Raw genomic sequence first — 18,636 nt, 5'->3', positions numbered from 1 at the left:
GGGGGGGGGGGGGGGGCGCCCCCCCCGGGGGGGGGGGGGGCCCCCCCCCCCGCCCCCCCCCCCCCCCCGGGCCCCCCCCCCCCCCCCGCCCGCGCCGCGCGCGGCGAACTCGACGCCGCGCTCCAACGTTACGAAACCGCTCGCGCGCTCGATCCTTCGGATGCACTCGTTCAGCAGCGTCTCGCGGCCACGCTCGCCGCGCTGAACCGTTTTCCCGAAGCTGTCGTCCGCTATCACGAAGCGATCGCGCTCGATCCGCGCGACACGGATTCGCATCACGGCCTCGGCTGGACGCTCGAGCAGATGCACCGGCTCGAGCAGGCAGTGGACGCCTATCGCGAGGCGACGCGCGTGAATCCGCAAGCCGACGGCTCGCACAACAACATGGGCAACTGCCTGCAGGCGCTCGGCCGTTTCGACGAAGCGCACGAAGCGTATCGCCGCGCAATCGAAGCCGCGCCGCAAGTGCCGCTGTATTACCGCAACTTCGTGCAGTCCAAGCGCCTCGCCGCCGACGATCCGGTGTTCCTTGCGATGGAGCGTCTCATCGACGACGCAGCTTCGCTCACGCAGGCCAATCAGGCGGAGTTGCACTTCGCGTATGGGCAGGCGCTGTCCGACGTGGGCCGCAACGACGTGTCGTTCGCCCACTTCCTGAAGGGTAACGCGCTGCACCGCGCCGGTGTGCGTTACAACGAAGCGGAAACGCTCGGCCTGTTCGCGCATCTGCCTGAGTTGATGAGTTCTGATGTGCTGGCGGCAAAGCGCGGTCTGGGCGACGCGTCGCAGGCGCCGATTTTTATCGTCGGCATGCCGCGCTCGGGTTCGACCTTGATCGAGCAGATTCTCGCGAGCCATCCTCAAGTGTTCGGCGCGGGTGAGCGCACGGAATTCGGCGAGGCGCTGGTGAACTGCATCCGCCGCGATCCTGGCGATCCGTTGCGGATCGATATCGAAGCCTTGCAGCACGTCGGCGCCGCGCCGTTGCGCACGCTCGGAGCGGACTATCTGCGTCGCATGCGCAATGCGTTGCCGGAACTCCAAAGTTTCGCGCAAAACGACGAACGCAATCCGGCTGCGAACTACACGCACTTCACCGACAAATATCCGTTCAACTTCATCAACCTCGGCTTGATCCATCTCGCGTTGCCGAACGCCCGCTTCATTCACAGCAGCCGCGCGCCGTTGCCAACCTGCCTGTCGATTTTTTCGCGGATCTTTCACGACGTGCCGTTCAGCTATGATCTCGGCGAACTGGGCCGTTACTACCGCGCGTACGACGCCTTGATGGCTCACTGGCAACGCGTGCTCCCCGAAGGTGTGATGATCGAGGTCAAGTATGAAGAACTGGTCGGCGATTTCGAAGGCAATGTGCGCCGCGTGCTCGCGCATTGCGGGCTCGACTGGGACGAACGCTGTCTGTCGTTTTATCAGACCACTCGCCAGGTGAACACCGCCAGTTCCGCACAGGTGCGCCGTCCGCTGTACAAGACCTCGCTGCAACGCTGGCAGCCTCGGCACGCGTTGCTGCAACCGCTGCTCGACGGCTTAGGCCCGGAGTTGGCGCCGGCGCGTCGCCACGAGGCTGACGAGGTCGCGGCAAGCGGGACGGAGGATCGCTCATGAACGCATCGCGCGGCACGGTGATCTGGATGACGGGGCTTTCCGGCGCCGGCAAATCGACGCTCGCCAATGCCTTGCATCAGCGGCTGGAGGAAGCGGGGCATGTCGCGATCGTGCTCGATGGCGACGTGCTGCGGCGCGGACTGAACGCCGACCTCGGCTTCACGCCCGAGGACCGTACAGAGAACTTGCGGCGCGTCGCGCATGTCGCGGCGCTCTTCATGCAGCAGGGTTTCGTGGTGATTGCCGCGGTGATCTCGCCGGAGCATCGGCATCGGCGCTCGGCGCGTGAGATCGTCGGCGACGGTTTCGTCGAAGTGTTCGTGAATGCCCCGCTGAAGGTTTGCGAAGCCCGCGATGCCAAAGGGCTTTACGCTCGCGCGCGGCGCGGCGAGATCCCGCATTTCACCGGTATTTCCGGACCGTTCGAAGCGCCGCTCGCGTCCGACGTGGTGATCGAAAGCGACCGGATGCCGGTCGACGAGTCGGTGGATCGCCTGCTCGCACATCTGGTCGCAACGGGGCGTCTGGGCGGTTAGCGCGCTTCGTCCTGAAGCCCGGCGAGCCACGCGCGGCGCGTGGCCATACGCGCAGATTTTTTCGCCCGGCCCACGACGTTTCGCTATACCGTTTCGATTTCTCAGGGACAGAAGGGTGAAGCGTCGATGCCGACATTGACGATACGAAAAATCAGGCTGAACGTCGAAACACTGGTGCGACGTGCTGCTGGCGCGCGTGCCGCTCGTCCTGCATGCCGACATTTATGCGACGGCTGCATTCGCGGGGGCGTTCGTCGTAGTGGTGGCGCGTCGCGCCGGTTTGCCGCCGGCTGCGGCGGCGCTGGTGAGCGGCTCGGCGTGCTTCATCTTGCGCGTGCGCACCATGTCTTACGGCTGGCATCTGCCGAAGGCGTCGCCCGTTTGAACGATGCGCGTCAGCGTAGGCACACGCACACGCACGTGCACGGCGCGCCTCGAATTCGCTTCGCGTTACCGCAACAACCCGGCCGAATGATGCAAAGCCGGGTACACGCCGATGATGAACGCCGCATAGATCGCGGCCATCGTCACGCCGGCGGCGGTGCCCCAGATGTCGCGCGATGCAGCGCCCTGGCGGAAATGCACAGGCAGTCCGACGACGAGGTAGCCGATCACGAAGAACGCGATGACCGCCCGCACGGGCGAGAGGTCGTGGCCGATAAATTCGAGCAGCGCGGACAAGCTGAATTCAGACATGGACAAACAGGCAAGATGACAGGCGGACGATGGCGCGAGCCATGGGAGTTCGCGCGAAGACCTACGTGGATTAAAGTCCATCCAGCGGGCAAGGTACAAGCAAAAGACTGTATAAATTTGTACAGGCCTACATTGCTTGCACGATGCCTGCAGGGCAACTTTCAACCGTGCTTCACGGCGCTTCATGCGGCTTTCACCGCGCGGCGATCAGCGCTTGCGCAAAGGATCGAGCAGCGACTTCAAACCGTTGTGATCGATCTCGTGCATCAAGGCCAGCAGCCGGCCGATTTCACCCGGCGGAAAGCCTTGGCTAGCAAACCAGTTTAGATAATGACCGGGCAGGTCGGCAATCACGCGGCCCTTATATTTCCCGTAAGGCATGATGCGCGTGACCAGCAGTTCGAGGTGTTCGGGATTCATTGAAGAGAGGGTCGGCGCAGGGAAATCGCAGAGAAGCCGCGGCGAAACCTTTCGCGCGGGGGCAAACGGGCGGCGCCCGTTGGAACCGCATTTTAGCCTGCCCTGCAGGTATCGCGCGGGCATGGTAACGTCAGCGCTTTTCGTTCAACCAATCAACAGGACAAGTTCAATGGAATACCGCAGACTCGGCGACTCCGACGTGCAGGTTAGCCTGATCGGTCTCGGCACCATGACGTGGGGCGAGCAGAACACGGAGCAGGAAGCGCACGCGCAGATCGATTACGCACTCGATCAAGGCGTCAATCTGATCGACACCGCTGAAATGTATCCGGTGCCGCCGCGCGCCGAGACGCAGGGTTCGACGGAACGCTTCATCGGCACATGGCTCGCGCAGCATCGCAGCGCGCGCGAGAAAATCGTGCTCGCCACCAAGATCGCCGGCCCGGCGCGTCAACCGCACAACCCGACCCATATTCGTGGCAAAGGCAATCAGTTCGACCGCAAGAATCTGACCGAAGCGCTCGACGACAGCCTGAAGCGCCTGCAAACGGACTACGTCGATCTGTATCAGTTGCACTGGCCGGATCGCAGCACGATGACGTTCGGCCGCCTCGCGTATCCGTGGGTCGACGACGCCTACACGGTGCCGATCGAAGAAACGCTGTCGGTGCTCGCTGAATTCGTCAAGGCGGGGAAGGTGCGCCACGTTGGCGTATCGAATGAAACGCCGTGGGGCGTCGCGCAATTTGTGCGCGCGGCCGAAAAGCTCGGCTTGCCGCGCATTGTCAGCATTCAGAATCCGTACAGCCTCGTCAATCGCACGTACGAAGTGGGTCTGTCCGAGTACGCGCATCGCGACAATATCGGCTTGCTGGCTTATTCGCCGCTGGCCTTCGGCTGGCTGACGGGCAAGTATGAAGGCGGCGCGCGTCCGGCCGGCGCCCGCATCTCGCTGTTCGAGCGCTTCAAGCGCTACAGCAAGCCGCAAGCGATGCAGGCGATTACACGCTACGTCGAACTGGCGAAGCGTCACGGTTTGTCGCCCGCGCAATTCGCGCTCGCGTTCGTCAATAGCCGGCCGTTCGTGACCAGTAATCTGATCGGCGCGACCTCGCTCGATCAGTTGAAGGAAAACATCGCGAGCGTCGAGGTGAAGCTCTCGCCGGAAGTGCTGGCGGAAATCGATGAGTTGCACGAGTTGCAGCCGAACCCGGCGCCTTGATGCGCGAGCGTTGAGCGCGTGCATCGAGTCCGGCTCGAATCACGCGACAGTTTGATTGCCCCGGCTGTGTGGCCGGGGCGTTCGCAAGGTGGTGGGGGTTCGCTTCGGTAACTCTTCCGCCTCAACTATCTCTCGACGGATTTTTAACTTTCCCACGCGCAGCATAGACTGCATGGCCAGGGCGCTCGCGAGGTGACGTGGATTCACTTCTGCGGCGCGGTCACCTTGACACGCTCCGTCAGCGGATTTTCAGCTTCCCGCGCACAGCATAAAGCGCGAGCAAACTCGCCACCGCGCAGAACATCAGATAGAAACCAGGCGCGAGCTTGTTGCCGCTTGCATCGATCAACCAAGTGATCACGAACGGCGCAAAGCCGCCGAACACCGTCACGCCGATGTTGTAGCTCACCGCTAATCCAGTCGCGCGAGTCTGTGTCGGGAAAATCTCCGACATCAACGCGGGCAGCGCGCCGAAATACGTCGCCTTCAATACGCCGATCCAGGTCAGCGCGAGCAGCATCGTCGCGAACGACGGATGCGCGTTCATATACATAAAGGCCGGATACACCGTCACCAGCATCAGCACGGCGGCCGTCGCCATGATACGGATGCGTCCGAGACTGTCGGACAGATGCCCCGCGAACGGCGTCAGCACCGTGAGCACCACGCCGGTGGCGAGCGTCGCCGCGAAGCCGGTCGAAGCGGGCAGGTGCAATTGCTTGATCGCGTAGGTCGGCATGTACAGGATCATGTAATTGGCCGCCGTCGAAATGATCAGCGAGCCGACCGCCAGCAGCATGCGGACCTTCTGCGTACCGAACAGGTCGCGCAGGGGCGTGCGGGCTTTGGGCTCGGCATGGAACTCGGCGCCTTCATCCACGTAACGGCGGATATAGAAACCCACCGGACCGATCGCGAGGCCAAACAGAAACGGCACGCGCCATCCCCATGATTCGAGTTGCGCGCTCGTGAGCTGGCTCGTCAGCAGCGCGCCGAAACCGGAGGCGAGCAGCGTCGCGAGCCCCTGGCTCGCGAACTGCCAGCTACCCATGAAGCCGCGGCGCTCGGGCGCATGTTCGACCAGAAACGCGGTGGACGCACCGAACTCCCCGCCCGCCGAAAAACCTTGCACGAGCCGCGAGAGCATGATGCCCGCCGGTGCCCACAGGCCGATCGCCGCATACGGCGGCATCACGGCGATCGTCAGGGTGCCGATCATCATCAGCGCGATCGACAGCAGCAGCGACGCCTTGCGTCCGGCGCGATCCGCGAGCGAACCCAGCACGAGTCCGCCGAGCGGCCGGATCAGATACGAGATGCCGAAGGTGCCGAGCGTGAGCATCAGCGAGATCGCTTCGGTGCGCGCCGGAAAGAACAGCTTCGCGATGGTCACCGCGAAGAAACCGTAGACGACGAGGTCGAACCATTCGAGCGCGTTGCCGATCGACGCCGCGAGAATGATGCGATGGACCTTCGCCGCGGACGGTCGTGCGGCGCTGGCTTGCAGAGTGGACGTGCTCATCGTGGACGTGCCTCGTGACAGATGCGGATAACGGCGTGTTGCGCCCGGTTCGTCCGGGCGTCGCTCAAATAGCGGTGTTGTTTGTCGCGCGCGGTGAGTTCTCGCCGAGATCCCAGAAGAGGCCCGCCATGATCTGCAGACCTTCGCGCACGACCGGTCCGAGCAGATGCTCGTTCGGCGCGTGCTGCGAACAGGCCGGGTAGGAGTGCGGCACCCAGATAGTCGGCAGGCCGAGCGTGTCGGCGAACACTTCGTTGGGCAGCGTGCCGCCCAGATTGGGCAGCACGGCGGTCTTCTTGCCGGTGGTCTGTTCGAGCGAAGCAATCGCCCACGTGACCCACGGATCGTCCGGGTTCAGGCGCGTGGCGGGCGCGCCGCGCTCGACGTCGATCTGCACTTGCGAGAAGCCGTGCGCATCCAGATGCGTGCGCAGATGCTGTTCGAGGTTGTCCCAATCGGTGCCGACCACGAAGCGCAACTGGCAATGCGCGAACGCCGACGACGGAATCGCATTGACCGGGTTCTCCGGATTGCCGGCCTTGAACGCGAGTATTTCAAAGCTGTTCCAGCCGAACACGCGCTCGGGCGCACTCAGGCCAGGCTCGCCCCAGTTGTCGTCGACGACCGGATCGCCCGGGCCGCCGCCTACCGTGATATCGGCGAGCGCACGGCGCACCGCCTCGGGAATCGGCGGCGGGCGCAAACCGTCGACGGCGATCACGCCGCGCGCGTCGACGAGGCTCGACAACGCGTTCGCCAGCACGGTGGCCGGATTGCGCAGCAGACCGCCCCAATTGCCCGAATGATGCGCGCCGTCACGCAGATTCAACGACAGGCTGAAGTTCACCGAGCCGCGCGAGCCGAGGAACACGGTGGGACGGCGTGCGGCAAGGCGCGGGCCGTCGGAGGCGATCAGCACGTCGGCGGCCAGTTCTTCACGGTGCGCGTGGCAGATCGCGTCGAGTCCGGGCGAGCCGGTTTCCTCGCCCATTTCGATCAGCAGCTTTGCGTTGAAGCCGAGCTTGCCGTCGCGCGCGGCCAGAACGCTCGCCAGCGCAGCGAGGTTGATGCTGTGCTGGCCTTTGTTATCGGCGGTGCCGCGGCCGAACCAGCGTTCGCCTTCGATGGTCACGGCCCACGGCGTGAGCGGCGCGCGCCACTGGCTGTCGTAGCCGCGCACCACGTCGCCGTGGCCGTAGATCAGCACGGTCGGCAGAGGGTCGCCCTCGTGGCGGCTGGCGATCAGGAAGGGCCCGAAGCCATCCACCGGATTCGTGACGATGCGCGTGCTGAAACCGAGACCTGCCACTTCCGGCGTGATCTCGTCGGTCAGATACGACAGCAGCGTGGCCGCGCGATCGTCCTCCTGACTTTCGGTGCGAAAACCGACGCGCCGGTTGAGGGTCTCCAGAAAGGCGCCGGATTCGAAATGATGGGTGGCGTGATCGATGGCCTGGGTCCGGCTCATGGTGTCTCCAATGCGGGCGAATGTGGGGGCGGGCGGCGCGTGGTCGTCTGTCTGACGACGCTCGGACGCGGCCTGCAGCTTCGAACCGATTCTAGGAGGCCGTTTTTTTTGTCACAATGATCGTCTTTCGAAGCTTGCGTTGCCGAAAAGGCAAAGCTCGCGGTATTGGGTCAAGGCACTCGCAGGCATCGCGTAAGCGGCGCATACCGTTGAATGAGGCAAAGGCATGGCACTTTCGCTGCATGGCATCGCGCTGCGCTATTTCGTCGAGGTCGCGCGCACTGGCTCGCTCAGCGACGCGTCCGCGCGGCTGCACGTGGCCGTCTCGGCAATCAGCCGGCAGGTGGCGCGGCTCGAAAGTGACCTCGGTGTCGCGCTCTTCGAGCGGCGGCCGCGCGGCATGGCGCTCTCCGAAGCCGGCGAGCGCCTGCTCGCCTATGCGCAACGCAGCCTGCTCGAGGCCGAGCATGTGATGAAGGAGATCGGCGGCCTTGAGACCTTGCACGGCAGCATGATCAAGGTGTCGAGTTCCGAAGGCTTCGCCGCCGACTTCCTGCCTACCGCGATGGCGGGCTTCCGGGTTCAGTATCCGGGCATCGACTTCACGCTCTCGGTCATGTCGCCGGGCGAAGCGACCCGTCAGGTGCGCGACGGCGACGCCGATCTCGCGTTGACCTTCAGCCTCGCGCCGGAAAAGGGCGTCAAGGTCGAGCACACGGAACGCGCGCCGGTGCTGGCGCTGCTGCGCGCCGATCATCCATTGGCCGCGCGCGCGAAGGTGTCGCTTGCCGACTTGCAGCGCTACCCGCTGGTGCTGCCTGAGCCCGGCACGACGATTCGTCAGTTGATCGACATCACCTGTGCGCTCGAAGGCGTCCTGCTCGAGCCCGAGCTGACCTGCAACAACAGCGGCGCCATGTACCGCTACGCGCAGAAGTCCGGCGCGATCATGTTTACGGGCCTGCTGTCCGTGCGTGACCGTTACGCCGGCGATGGCTTCGTCGTGATGCCGCTGACGCATCCGCAGATGCGCCAGCGCAGCATCCAGGTGCAGAGCATGGCGGGGCGTGAACTGCCGCAGTCGGTGAGGGCGTTCCGGGATCATCTGATCGCGGAAATCGCGGGTTCAAAGCCCGACGATGCGGCTGCCTCGAAGGCCGCTCGAAAGCGCGGCAGGGGCACGCGCTGACGACCCCGGGACATGGAAAATCCAGACGGCATCAACGCGGCAAGACAACGTTTGCGATCACCGGCGCACCGCGAGCCAGGCAGGTGGCGGGCGGGCGATAGCGATCCAGTCACAGCCAAATGAAAGGCAAATGTCCCAGCCGGATCGCGAATCACGACCTAAACTGTGGTGGACGGGGCGGGCTGAAAGCGCTGCAATGCCTGGCTGGCAATGCTGCAGTGCACGGCAGTGGTAGGATTCAGCCCGAAAAATGGAGAGCGGCGCGCGCTCGACTCTGCGCGCCGTCCACAACGAGCGATAGGACTCAGGACATCGAATGGCGCAACAAAAAACAAACCCAAAACTTGAGCAGGCGCTGACGCGCGGGGATCTCGCAATCCGTCAGGCGAATTCGGCGCGGGCCACGGCATTGCTGCGCGCGTTGGGCAAGATGATCGTGGACGCGTCGGCGACGATCGGCGTGGAAGCCTTCACGCTGATTCCCGACGGCGACAAGATCTACGATCCAGCCGATGGGCTGTGGCCGCAGGAACTGCAGATCTCGCTCGACGGTCCCGTCGAAGAAGCCGATCCGGACGAAGTGCGTACGGTCCGCTTGATCGCTGACGATCCGGGTACGGTGTTCCGGGTCGAATGGCAGCGCGCCGACGGCAAGATCGGGCGTCAGGACGGCGGCCCATTCGCCACGGTGGCGTTTATCTCCGACGTGGATATTCCGTGGACGGATGACGAGGACTGAGCGAGCCCGGCTCGCGGCAGGCGCTGATGCTTTGCCGGTTGTAGGTATCAGCGCCTATGGTCCGTTGTTGTTGAAGGCCGGAAAACCTACTTCATCATCCTGCGGCGAAACAGAATCGCCGACACGATAAACCCGCCGACCGCATATGCCGCCAGCACGGCCACATGCCACAGCGCATGGTCGACGGGCCGGCCCAGCATGGCCGGCCGCATCAAGTCGACGGCATGGGCCAACGGCAATACCTGGGTGACGCCTCGCGCCACGGCAGGCAGTTGCGACACCGGAAAGAACACGCCGGAGAGCAACAGCATCGGCGTCAAGACCAGCGTCTGATAAAACATGAAGAAGTCATACGAAGGCGCGAGCGCAGTCACGACCATGGCGATGCTCGCAAACGCGAGCCCGGTCAGTACGATGACCGGCAACGCCAGCAGCATCGACGGAAAATTCGCGTAGCCCAATGCGCCTGCCACCAGCATGATCGCCGCGCCCGAGAGCACCGACTTGCTGGCCGCCCAGATCACCTCGCCGAGCACGATGTCACCGAGCGTCAGCGGCGTATGCATGATCGCTTCCCAGGTGCGCTGCACGTGCATGCGCGAGAAGCCCGAATACATCGACTCGAAACTCGCCGACATCATCACGCTGGAGGCCACCGTGCCTGCCGCGAGAAACGCGATATACGACACGCCGTCGACATGCCCCACCATCAGTCCTAGCCCGAAACCGAGGCCGAACAGATAGATCATCGGATCGGCCAGGTTGCCGAACATCGAGGCGATCGCGAGTTTCTTCCACACCAGATAGTTGCGGCGCCACACGGCGATCCAGTTGCTGGCGTTCGCGGGAAAGGCGGCGAAGGCTTCCTGTTTCGATGGCGTATCGCCTGGTGTTTCGTAAGTGCGTGCGTCCATTGCGTGTCTCGTGCGTGTCCCTGCATGGTTTGTTTCAGGGCGTCGTTATAGTTGTGGCGCATTGCGTGCGATGCCGGTATCGACCGATGTGCTTCAATCCTGCATCTCGCGGCCCGTGAGCCGCAGGAACACATCTTCCAGATTCGCCGGTCGATGCAGATAGCGCAGATCCGCGCGTTGCTTGAGCCGCGCGTGCACCGGCTGCGCGTCGTTGACATAGCAGAACAGCGTCTCGCCGCTGATCTCGGTGCGCTCGACGAGCGGCGCCAGTTCATCGCGCAACGCCACCGGGTCGGGCCCAAAGATCTCGATCACATCGCAACCGATCTCGGAAGCGATCAACGCGCTTGGCGCGCCTTCCGCGATCTTGCGCCCTTCCTCGATCACGCACAGCCGGTGGCAGAGCCGTTCGGCTTCTTCCATGAAGTGCGTGGTCAGCAAAATGGTCTTGCCGCGCACGAGCAACGAGCGCAGCCGCTCCCAGATCAGATGCCGCGCCTGAGGATCGAGGCCGGTGGTCGGCTCGTCCATGATCAGCACATCGGGGTCGTTGACGAGTGCGCGCGCCAGCGTGAGACGCCGCTTCATGCCGCCTGACAACTCGCTCACGCGTGCGTCCGCCTTGCTCTCGAGCCGCGCGAATTCGAGCAGCGACGGCACCATCGCACGGCATTGCGCGGCGCTCAGACCGAAGTAGCGGCCGAACACCAGCAGGTTCTCGCGCACCGTGAAGTCGGGATCGAGGTTGTCGAACTGCGGCACCACGCCGACGCGCGCCCGTGCCACGCGCGCGCGGCCGGGGATCGGCTCGCCGCACAGACGGATCGTGCCCGCATCGGGCGCCGCGATGCCGAGCAGCATGCGCAACGTGGTGGTCTTGCCCGCGCCGTTCGGGCCGAGCAGGCCGAAGCATTCGCCGGCGTTGACATGAAACGACAGTCCATCGACGACCGTTTTTTCGCCGTAGCTTTTTTTAACCTGATGAAATTCGATGGCGGCTTCGGGCATGGATCGAGCGAGTCTCCGGGAAAGACGTGAATGACGCGAATGGCCGGGGGAGGCCGCCTATTCTAGGGCATCGGCGGGACGCTGCTGGTTCGCGTCCGACAGTCCGAAGCAGGTCTTTTGCACTGCGGCATCGGCGTACGGAGGACTCGCGTGCGGCCCGCGCACCTGTTTAGGGCGTCGTTAGGACGCAGTTAGCGCGCAGTTAGCGTTTTCCATCCCTTGCAACCTGAATTGCGGCGCACCATGATTAATTCAGATCGCGCGTCCCGCGCGAAGGGAGAAAAATCATGGCGAGCTACCAGAAAATCCTGTTGTGCTACGACGGCTCGCGCGAAGGCCGCAAAGCACTACGTTGCGGCGCCGACCTCGCGTTGGATCTGAAAGCGGAAACGCACTTGCTGTCGGTCGTCGACATGCGTTCAAGTATTGCGCAAAGCGCGGGCCTGCTGACCGACGTCGCCTGTGGCAGTTTCGAAAAGACCGCCCGCGACATCCTGCAGGAAGGCGTCGACTGGCTCACCGAGCGAGGTGTCACCGCACAAGGGCATTTCGCATTCGGCCATCCGATCGACGAGATCGCCAACCTCGCCAATGAATTGCATGTCGACCTGGTCGTGGTCGGCCACCGCTGCCGCACGGGTTTGTCACGATGGTGGATGGGCGCGGGCAATACGCCGCTGCTCGACCGTGTCTCGTGCAGCATTCTGGTGGCCTGTTCTTCCGCGCAGGAGCAGCAGCAAGCGGCGGCTTGAGACGTGTGTTGGTCACTGGGCGAGCGCGGTTGACTGGCCGGCTACTCCGGCCTGACTACCTGGTGCCCTCGACGTCACAACGAAGTCGTCGCACGACTCGCTGAAAAATTGGCGCGACCAAATGACCCGCGCCGAATAAAGCCGACGTGCCGCGATCACTCGTTCAGGTTGACCGCGGCCAGCTTCCACGTGAATACACCCTCGCGCTGAAAGATCGCCGAGTAACGCGCGTCGCCGGCGCCATGTTCGTATGCGACGACGAACTCGTTGAGGCCGCGATAGCCCGCCGTGGTTTGCGGCGGTTGCGGGGGCGCTGAGTTGGCGTTGCCATTGGCCGCATTGCCGTTTGCGGGCGCGGCCGGTGCCGGTGCGGTCGCCGCGGCATCGGGCGGAGTGTTCGCGGCCGGCGGTGCGGGCGGCCGCTCGCCCGGATCGCCGCGCGGCGGCATGCCGTTCAGCAAGGCCGCCACGCCGTCCGGTGTGGCATACGCATCCACGAGCGGACCGATCAACGCGACGCCGATCATCGCGCCAATGGCGGCCAATGGATTGCCGTTGCTGTGCGCGCCGAGCCGGCGTGTCAGCAGGCTGGCGACCTGCTCCTTCAGGCTCTCACGCAACGCGGGGAAGTCGACATACTGATTGACGGTTTGCGCGTCGCGCGCATCGGCCGCGCGTTTGAGATTGTTCAGCGCGATGTACGGTGACGCGTAAGCAAACCCCAGCGCGGCGATCACCACCATCACGATCAACGTGACGATCAGCGGCCGGGTGGCGCCGCCCTGGATGCCGCGCTTGCCGCCGCGTTTGGTACGTTTTGGAACTGCCATCGAGTGGGACTCTCCATCAGGTGTGATCTAACGTGGACCGCGGCCACGCGAAAACGATCCCACGCAATGCAATCTCTTGCCGTCCCGTTCAAGACCCTTCAAGACTCGAACACCGCGCCGTGCACGTTGGCTTCATCGGCGATGCAGCGGTCGATCATGCGGCACACCGCGTCCATCGTGCCGACCATGATGAGACGCGACGGTCCGTGATAAACCCGTACCGGTGCGCGACGCGCCGGTTCGGCCGTATTCAAACCCGAATTCAACGACACGCGGGCAAATGCCGGCAACGACGACGGCAGGCTCGACGCAGCGTCGGGCGAGTCGAACAGCGACGGCGTGCCGGCCGTGGCCGCCTCGATCAATGAGCAGGGCACCAGCTTGCGAAGATGGCGCAGACGACCGAACTGGCGAAAGGGCAGCAGGCGGGCAAGACGTTCCATGAGACTCTCCAGACGATGCAACGTTGATGCGGCTTTTTATTCTGTCGAACGGGCGAAAGGCTTAGAACTCGCCGGGGCGAATCAGCCCCACGGCGATACCCTCCAGCGCGAACTCCGCACTGCCGGTTTCAACGAAGATGTTTTCGTAATCGGGGTTCTCGGCGATCAGCTCGAGCCCGTTCGGCCGGCGCTTCAGGCGCTTGACCGTGACGTCGTCGCCGAGCCGGGCAATGATGATCTGGCCGTCTTTGGCTTCGCTCCTTTTTTGCACCGCAAGCAGGTCGCCGTCGAAGATGCCCGCGTCGCGCATGGACAGCCCGCGCACTTTCAGCAGGTAATCGGGTTTGCTCGAGAACAGCGCCGGGTCGCACGCGTAGTGCTGCGAGATATGTTCCTGCGCGAGGATCGGGCTGCCCGCGGCCACCCGCCCGATCAGCGGCAGCGACAGTTGCATGATGCTGGCGTGCGGCAGCGTGAACTGGTGTGGCGAGTCTTCCGGGCCGGCCAGCAGGCGAATGCCGCGCGATGCGCCGGCCGCGAGTTCGATCACACCCTTGCGAGCGAGCGCGCGCAGATGTTCTTCTGCCGAGTTGGCCGAGCTGAAACCCAGTTCGGCGGCGATCTCCGCGCGGGTGGGCGGAAAGCCGGTGCGTTCGATAGCCCTGCGGATCAAATCGAAAACCTGCTGCTGTCGTGCGGTGAGTTTGGTCATGGCGCCACTGTATGTATGAACAGGTGACTGTATTTTTATACAGTATTCTGCGCAATTCAAGCTTTACTTTAAGTTCGGGGCGAAGGGTGGCGTTCCAGCGTCGTCGAGCGACGCTCTAACACCCCTTTTCATGCCGCAACGCCTTATCCAGCTGTCATTACCACTTTTGCGTATTAAAGAATGAGGAAACATTATTTTTAATGATGAAAGCCCTTCGATAGACTGGCCTCCAGTTGGCGCTCATGTGCACGTGACCGCGACGCGAAAAGACACCACACGCTGTTTCAGCGGACACAACGCGGAGAAAGTTGACATGAATCACCAAGGTACGGGGCTGGCAGGCAGTACAAAAAAACTGATCGCGGCGCTTGCACTGGGCGCGGCGGGGGCGCTCGGCGTGATGGCGCAGGCGCACGCCGCCGACACGACGCTGCTGAACGTGTCCTACGACCCGACGCGTGAGCTGTATCAGGACGTCAACCAGGCGTTCGGCAAGGAATGGAAGGCGAAGACGGGCGAGACGATCACCTTCAAGCAGTCGCACGGCGGCTCCGGCGCCCAGGCGCGCTCGGTGCTCGACGGTCTGCAGGCCGACGTCGTGACGCTCGCGCTGGCCTACGACATCGACGCACTGGCCGGTAAGGGTTTGCTGGACAAGGGCTGGCAGAAGCGTTTGCCGGATAACGCGTCGCCGTACACGTCGACGATCGTGTTTCTGGTGCGCAAGGGCAACCCGAAGCACATCAAGGATTGGGACGATCTGACCAGGCCGGGCGTGTCGATCGTCACGCCGAATCCGAAGACGTCGGGCGGCGCGCGCTGGAACTACCTCGCGGCCTGGGCGTACGCCGAGCATCAACCGGGCGGCAATGATCAGAAGGCCAAGGAATTTGTCGGCAAGCTGTACAAGAACGCGGGTGTGCTGGATTCGGGCGCGCGCGGCGCGACCACCAGCTTCGTGCAACGCGGTATCGGCGACGTGCTGATCGCATGGGAAAACGAAGCGTTCCTGTCGCTAAAGGAGTTCGGTCCGGATAAGTTCGAGATCGTGGTGCCGTCGGTCAGCATTCTGGCGGAGCCGCCGGTCGCCGTGGTGGACAAGGTGGTCGACAAGCACGGCACGCGCAAGGTCGCCGAAGCGTATCTGAACTTCCTGTATAGCGAGCAAGGCCAGGAGATCGCGGCAAGAAACTTCTACCGTCCGCGTTCGAACAAGGTGCCGGCCGAACTGACCGCCAAGTTTCCGAAGCTGAAGCTGTACACGATCGACGATTCGTTCGGTGGCTGGGCCAACGCGCAGAAGACGCACTTTGCCGACGGCGGTGTGTTCGATTCGATCTATCAGCCGCAGTAACGATCAAGCCTCTGCCTTCACCGGCGTTGGCAAGAAAACGACGCGGCAACGCGTCACTCCCGAGCGCGCCCCATGGGGCGCGCTTTTGGCCGCCAGGGCCCGGCGGCCGGCAACACGAGCATCAACCTGAACGAGTAACGAGCATGACGACGTTGACCTTCCGAAAACCGAGCGCGTTGCCCGGTTTTGGCCTGACACTCGGCATCACGGTGGCTTATCTGAGCCTCGTGGTGCTGATTCCGCTTGCGGCGACCTTTCTCAAGACCGCGACGCTCGACTGGAGCCAGTTCGTGCGCGCGGTGAGTTCGCCGCGCGTGCTCGCGTCGTATCGGCTCACATTCTTTTCCGCGCTCGGCGGCGCGCTGATCAATGCGGTGTTCGGCTTTCTGGTCGCGTGGGTGCTGGTACGCTACACGTTTCCGTTCAAGCGCATCGTCGATGCCGTGGTCGATCTGCCGTTCGCGTTGCCTACCTCGGTCGCCGGTATTTCGCTCGCGGCTGTGTACGCAGGCAATGGTTGGATCGGGCAGTTTCTTGAACCACTCGGGCTGAAGATCGCGTTCACGCCCGCGGGCGTGCTGGTCGCGCTGACGTTCATCGGCTTGCCGTTCGTCGTGCGCACGGTGCAGCCGGTTCTCGAAGAGTTCGAACGTGAGCAGGAAGAGGCGGCGGCGTGCCTCGGCGCATCGCGCTGGCTGACGTTCCGCCGGGTGGTGTTGCCGGCCGTGTTCCAGGCGTTGTTGACAGGCTTCGCGCTGGCGTTCGCGCGCGCGCTCGGCGAGTACGGTTCGGTGATTTTCATCGCCGGCAATGTGCCGATGAAGTCGGAGATCACGTCGCTGCTCATCATCACCAAGCTCGAGCAATACGACTATGCGGGCGCGACTGCCATCGCGGTCGTCATGCTGGTCGTGTCGTTCCTGATGCTGTTGTTGATCAATACCTTGCAGTGGTATTTGCAGCGCCGCACAGGCCGTGGCGGTGCGGGCCCGGCGCCTGCCGCTGCGAGTGTCGCGGCGATCGGTGTCGGCGGAGGTGCGCAATGAGCCGCGATTCCGTGAAGAATACAGGTACAGCAGCTGTGGCCGTGGCGCCGCGCGCGCCGCTGAATGTTGCACGCCGGCCCGATCCGGTCACCGAGCCGCCCGTCGTGCGCTGGATTCTGACTGGCATCGCGCTGCTGTTTCTCGCGCTGTTTCTCGTCGTGCCGCTCGTCGCCGTGTTCTATCAGGCGTTGAGCAAGGGGCTCGGTTTCTATCTGGAATCGCTCGCCGATCCGGACGCGCTGTCGGCGATCAAGCTCACCGTGATCACCGCCGCGATCGCCGTGCCGCTGAACCTCGTGTTCGGTCTCGTGGCTTCGTGGTGTATCGCCAAGTTCGAGTTCCGCGGCAAGGCGCTGCTGACCACGCTGATCGATCTGCCGTTCTCGGTGTCGCCGGTGATCTCGGGCTTGATCTACGTGCTGATGTTCGGCGCGCAGGGCTGGTTCGGCCCGTGGCTGCAGGACCACAACATCCAGATCATTTTCGCGGTGCCCGGCATCGTGATGGCGACGATCTTCGTCACGTTCCCGTTCGTCGCGCGTGAACTGATTCCGCTGATGCAGGCACAAGGCAACGACGAAGAAGAAGCCGCGCATGTGCTCGGCGCGTCGGGCTGGCAGATCTTCCGCCGTGTCACGCTGCCCAACGTCAAATGGGGCCTGCTGTACGGCGTGATTCTGTGTAACGCGCGGGCGATGGGCGAGTTCGGCGCGGTGTCCGTGGTGTCGGGCCATATTCGCGGCCAGACCGACACGATGCCGCTGCACGTCGAAATTCTCTACAACGAATACAACTTCTCGGCGGCATTCGCCGTGGCGTCGGTGCTGGCTCTGCTCGCGCTCGTGACGCTCGGCCTGAAGCTGCTCGCCGAGCGCCATATGTCGGCGGAACTGTCGGCCGCGCGCGATGTGCCCGCGTACGCCGGTCCCGTCACGCCGCCGGGCAATGCAACACCCGCAAAACCCGCAACACGCGCAACACACACAACGCAAGCAACGCATGCATCGCAGCAACACACGCTCAAGCAAGGAGAGCTGTAATGGGTATCACCGTTCGTAACCTGCAGAAGCGCTTCGGCGATTTCGTCGCGCTCGATAACGTGTCGCTCGACTTTCCGCCGGGTGAACTGGTTGCGCTGCTCGGGCCGTCGGGTTGTGGCAAGACGACCTTGCTGCGCGTGATCGCGGGACTCGAATACGCCGACGGCGGCCAGGTCGTGCTGCAAGGCCAGGACGTGGCGACGGTCGGCGCACGCGAGCGGGAAGTGGGCTTCGTATTCCAGCATTACGCGCTGTTCCGCCATATGACGGTGTTCGAGAATGTGGCGTTCGGCTTGCGCGTGAAGCCGCGCAAGGAGCGTCCCTCGGAAGCGGTGATCCGCGAGAAGGTGCATGAGTTGCTCAAGCTCGTGCAACTCGACTGGCTCGCGCAACGCTATCCGTCGGAATTGTCGGGCGGCCAGCGGCAACGTATCGCGCTCGCGCGCGCGTTGGCCGTCGAGCCGAAAGTGCTGCTGCTCGACGAACCGTTCGGCGCGCTGGATGCAAAGGTGCGCAAGGAACTGCGTAGCTGGCTGCGGCGCCTGCATGACGATCTGCATATCTCGACGATCTTCGTCACGCACGATCAGGAAGAAGCGCTCGAAGTGGCCGACCGTATCGTCGTGCTCAATCGCGGGCACGTGGAGCAGGTGGGTAGTCCGCAGGACGTGTACGACCATCCGCAAACCTCGTTCGTCTACGAGTTTCTCGGCGCGGCCAACCGTCTGCATGGCAACGTCGATGCGAGTGGTTTCGTGGTCGACGGCGCGGCGCTGCCGGTCACGATCAAGGCCGATTTCAGCGGCCCGGCGTTCGCTTATGTGCGTCCGCACGATCTGCAACTGTATCCGCAGGCGTCCGGCCATCGCGAAGGCATCGTCGTCGACGTGCGGCGCGTGGTGACGCTGGGCGGTTCGGTGCGAGTCGAACTCGCGGGCCGCGAGGGCAACCTGCTCGAAGCCGAACTCGATCGCGAAGCGTGGCGCGATCTGCAGCTCTCGATCGGCGACGGCGTGACGGCGGTACCGCGTGCATTGCGCGTTTTTCCGGCGCAGTGAGCGCAGTCAGGCGCGCAGCAACAGCAACACGACTCGGCGTTTCAATCGAACTCAAATAACT

The 18,636-nt window shown here is 63.7% G+C and carries 20 protein-coding genes; 11 read left to right on the top strand and 9 right to left on the bottom strand.

Going from position 1 to position 18,636, the window contains the following annotated elements; translation table 11 throughout:
- From PQR32_RS10985 to PQR32_RS10975, 3 genes are all read left to right on the top strand, one after another.
- Nucleotides 1-1,626: tetratricopeptide repeat-containing sulfotransferase family protein (locus PQR32_RS10985; RefSeq protein WP_408225665.1), on the top strand; the 1,626-nt coding region annotated here is incomplete at its 5' end.
- Nucleotides 1,623-2,162, top strand: coding sequence for an adenylyl-sulfate kinase (cysC, locus tag PQR32_RS10980; protein WP_408225663.1), 540 nt, complete (start codon nucleotides 1,623-1,625; stop codon nucleotides 2,160-2,162). The genes PQR32_RS10985 and cysC, both read left to right, overlap by 4 nt.
- A gap of 181 nt (nucleotides 2,163-2,343) precedes the next feature.
- Nucleotides 2,344-2,547 carry a trimeric intracellular cation channel family protein gene (locus tag PQR32_RS10975; protein WP_408225660.1) on the top strand — a complete coding sequence of 68 codons (204 nt, stop codon included), beginning with the start codon at nucleotides 2,344-2,346 and terminating at the stop codon, nucleotides 2,545-2,547.
- Between the two features lie 65 nt (nucleotides 2,548-2,612).
- Here PQR32_RS10975 and PQR32_RS10970 read toward each other — a convergent pair whose 3' ends face one another.
- Both PQR32_RS10970 and PQR32_RS10965 read right to left on the bottom strand, forming a co-directional pair.
- Nucleotides 2,613-2,858 (bottom strand): hypothetical protein, encoded by a 246-nt coding sequence (locus PQR32_RS10970; RefSeq protein ID WP_408215177.1) that lies wholly within the window; start codon nucleotides 2,856-2,858, stop codon nucleotides 2,613-2,615.
- Nucleotides 2,859-3,065: 207 nt separating this feature from the next.
- The gene (locus tag PQR32_RS10965; protein ID WP_408225699.1) at nucleotides 3,066-3,278 is read right to left on the bottom strand and encodes a DUF3820 family protein; all 213 of its coding nucleotides are present in this window, start codon (nucleotides 3,276-3,278) and stop codon (nucleotides 3,066-3,068) included.
- A 169-nt stretch (nucleotides 3,279-3,447) separates the two neighbouring features.
- Here PQR32_RS10965 and PQR32_RS10960 point away from each other — a divergent pair, with 169 nt between their 5' ends.
- Complete coding sequence (locus PQR32_RS10960; RefSeq protein WP_408225657.1) at nucleotides 3,448-4,500, top strand: NADP(H)-dependent aldo-keto reductase; 1,053 nt, start codon at nucleotides 3,448-3,450, stop codon at nucleotides 4,498-4,500.
- Nucleotides 4,501-4,738: 238 nt separating this feature from the next.
- On the opposite strand, the gene PQR32_RS10955 is transcribed toward PQR32_RS10960, so the two are convergent.
- Both PQR32_RS10955 and PQR32_RS10950 read right to left on the bottom strand, forming a co-directional pair.
- On the bottom strand, nucleotides 4,739-6,022 hold the full coding sequence (locus PQR32_RS10955; protein ID WP_408225654.1) for an MFS transporter: 1,284 nt from the start codon (nucleotides 6,020-6,022) through the stop codon (nucleotides 4,739-4,741).
- Nucleotides 6,023-6,086: 64 nt separating this feature from the next.
- Complete coding sequence (locus PQR32_RS10950) at nucleotides 6,087-7,490, bottom strand: M20 family metallopeptidase (RefSeq protein WP_408225651.1); 1,404 nt, start codon at nucleotides 7,488-7,490, stop codon at nucleotides 6,087-6,089.
- A gap of 226 nt (nucleotides 7,491-7,716) precedes the next feature.
- Here PQR32_RS10950 and PQR32_RS10945 point away from each other — a divergent pair, with 226 nt between their 5' ends.
- Nucleotides 7,717-8,679, top strand: a complete 963-nt coding sequence (locus tag PQR32_RS10945; protein WP_408225648.1) for a LysR family transcriptional regulator — start codon at nucleotides 7,717-7,719, stop codon at nucleotides 8,677-8,679.
- A gap of 316 nt (nucleotides 8,680-8,995) precedes the next feature.
- A complete protein-coding gene (locus tag PQR32_RS10940; RefSeq protein ID WP_106283591.1) occupies nucleotides 8,996-9,418 on the top strand; it encodes a hypothetical protein in 423 nt (140 codons plus the stop codon).
- 86 nt (nucleotides 9,419-9,504) lie between these two features.
- Here PQR32_RS10940 and PQR32_RS10935 read toward each other — a convergent pair whose 3' ends face one another.
- Both PQR32_RS10935 and nodI read right to left on the bottom strand, forming a co-directional pair.
- Nucleotides 9,505-10,332, bottom strand: coding sequence for an ABC transporter permease (locus tag PQR32_RS10935; RefSeq protein ID WP_408225645.1), 828 nt, complete (start codon nucleotides 10,330-10,332; stop codon nucleotides 9,505-9,507).
- A 93-nt stretch (nucleotides 10,333-10,425) separates the two neighbouring features.
- Nucleotides 10,426-11,340 carry a nodulation factor ABC transporter ATP-binding protein NodI gene (nodI, locus tag PQR32_RS10930; RefSeq protein ID WP_408225642.1) on the bottom strand — a complete coding sequence of 305 codons (915 nt, stop codon included), beginning with the start codon at nucleotides 11,338-11,340 and terminating at the stop codon, nucleotides 10,426-10,428.
- 287 nt (nucleotides 11,341-11,627) lie between these two features.
- On the opposite strand from nodI, the gene PQR32_RS10925 reads away from it, so the two are divergent.
- On the top strand, nucleotides 11,628-12,092 hold the full coding sequence (locus PQR32_RS10925; protein WP_012432786.1) for a universal stress protein: 465 nt from the start codon (nucleotides 11,628-11,630) through the stop codon (nucleotides 12,090-12,092).
- Between the two features lie 155 nt (nucleotides 12,093-12,247).
- Here PQR32_RS10925 and PQR32_RS10920 read toward each other — a convergent pair whose 3' ends face one another.
- The 3 genes from PQR32_RS10920 to lexA form a co-directional block, all read right to left on the bottom strand.
- Nucleotides 12,248-12,922, bottom strand: coding sequence for a DUF2939 domain-containing protein (locus PQR32_RS10920; RefSeq protein ID WP_408225639.1), 675 nt, complete (start codon nucleotides 12,920-12,922; stop codon nucleotides 12,248-12,250).
- 98 nt (nucleotides 12,923-13,020) lie between these two features.
- A complete protein-coding gene (locus PQR32_RS10915) occupies nucleotides 13,021-13,365 on the bottom strand; it encodes a hypothetical protein (RefSeq protein ID WP_408225636.1) in 345 nt (114 codons plus the stop codon).
- 61 nt (nucleotides 13,366-13,426) lie between these two features.
- On the bottom strand, nucleotides 13,427-14,077 hold the full coding sequence (gene lexA / locus PQR32_RS10910) for a transcriptional repressor LexA (RefSeq protein ID WP_012432789.1): 651 nt from the start codon (nucleotides 14,075-14,077) through the stop codon (nucleotides 13,427-13,429).
- 313 nt (nucleotides 14,078-14,390) lie between these two features.
- On the opposite strand from lexA, the gene PQR32_RS10905 reads away from it, so the two are divergent.
- The 4 genes from PQR32_RS10905 to PQR32_RS10890 all read left to right on the top strand — a co-directional run bounded on the left by PQR32_RS10905 (nucleotide 14,391) and on the right by PQR32_RS10890 (nucleotide 18,575).
- Entirely contained in the window at nucleotides 14,391-15,431 is a 1,041-nt protein-coding gene (locus tag PQR32_RS10905) for a sulfate ABC transporter substrate-binding protein (protein WP_408225633.1), read from the top strand.
- A 143-nt stretch (nucleotides 15,432-15,574) separates the two neighbouring features.
- Nucleotides 15,575-16,477, top strand: coding sequence for a sulfate ABC transporter permease subunit CysT (gene cysT / locus PQR32_RS10900; RefSeq protein ID WP_408225630.1), 903 nt, complete (start codon nucleotides 15,575-15,577; stop codon nucleotides 16,475-16,477).
- Nucleotides 16,474-17,517, top strand: coding sequence for a sulfate ABC transporter permease subunit CysW (cysW, locus tag PQR32_RS10895; RefSeq protein WP_408225627.1), 1,044 nt, complete (start codon nucleotides 16,474-16,476; stop codon nucleotides 17,515-17,517). The genes cysT and cysW overlap by 4 nt, the downstream gene beginning before the upstream one ends.
- Entirely contained in the window at nucleotides 17,517-18,575 is a 1,059-nt protein-coding gene (locus PQR32_RS10890; RefSeq protein ID WP_408225624.1) for a sulfate/molybdate ABC transporter ATP-binding protein, read from the top strand. The genes cysW and PQR32_RS10890 overlap by 1 nt, the downstream gene beginning before the upstream one ends.
- Nucleotides 18,576-18,636: the final 61 nt, after the last annotated feature.

Source organism: Paraburkholderia dipogonis, assembly GCF_046027395.1.
Classification (GTDB): domain Bacteria; phylum Pseudomonadota; class Gammaproteobacteria; order Burkholderiales; family Burkholderiaceae; genus Paraburkholderia; species Paraburkholderia dipogonis_A.
Note: the sequence above shows the minus strand (reverse complement) of the source record. Positions and strands in the feature narration are given on the sequence as shown.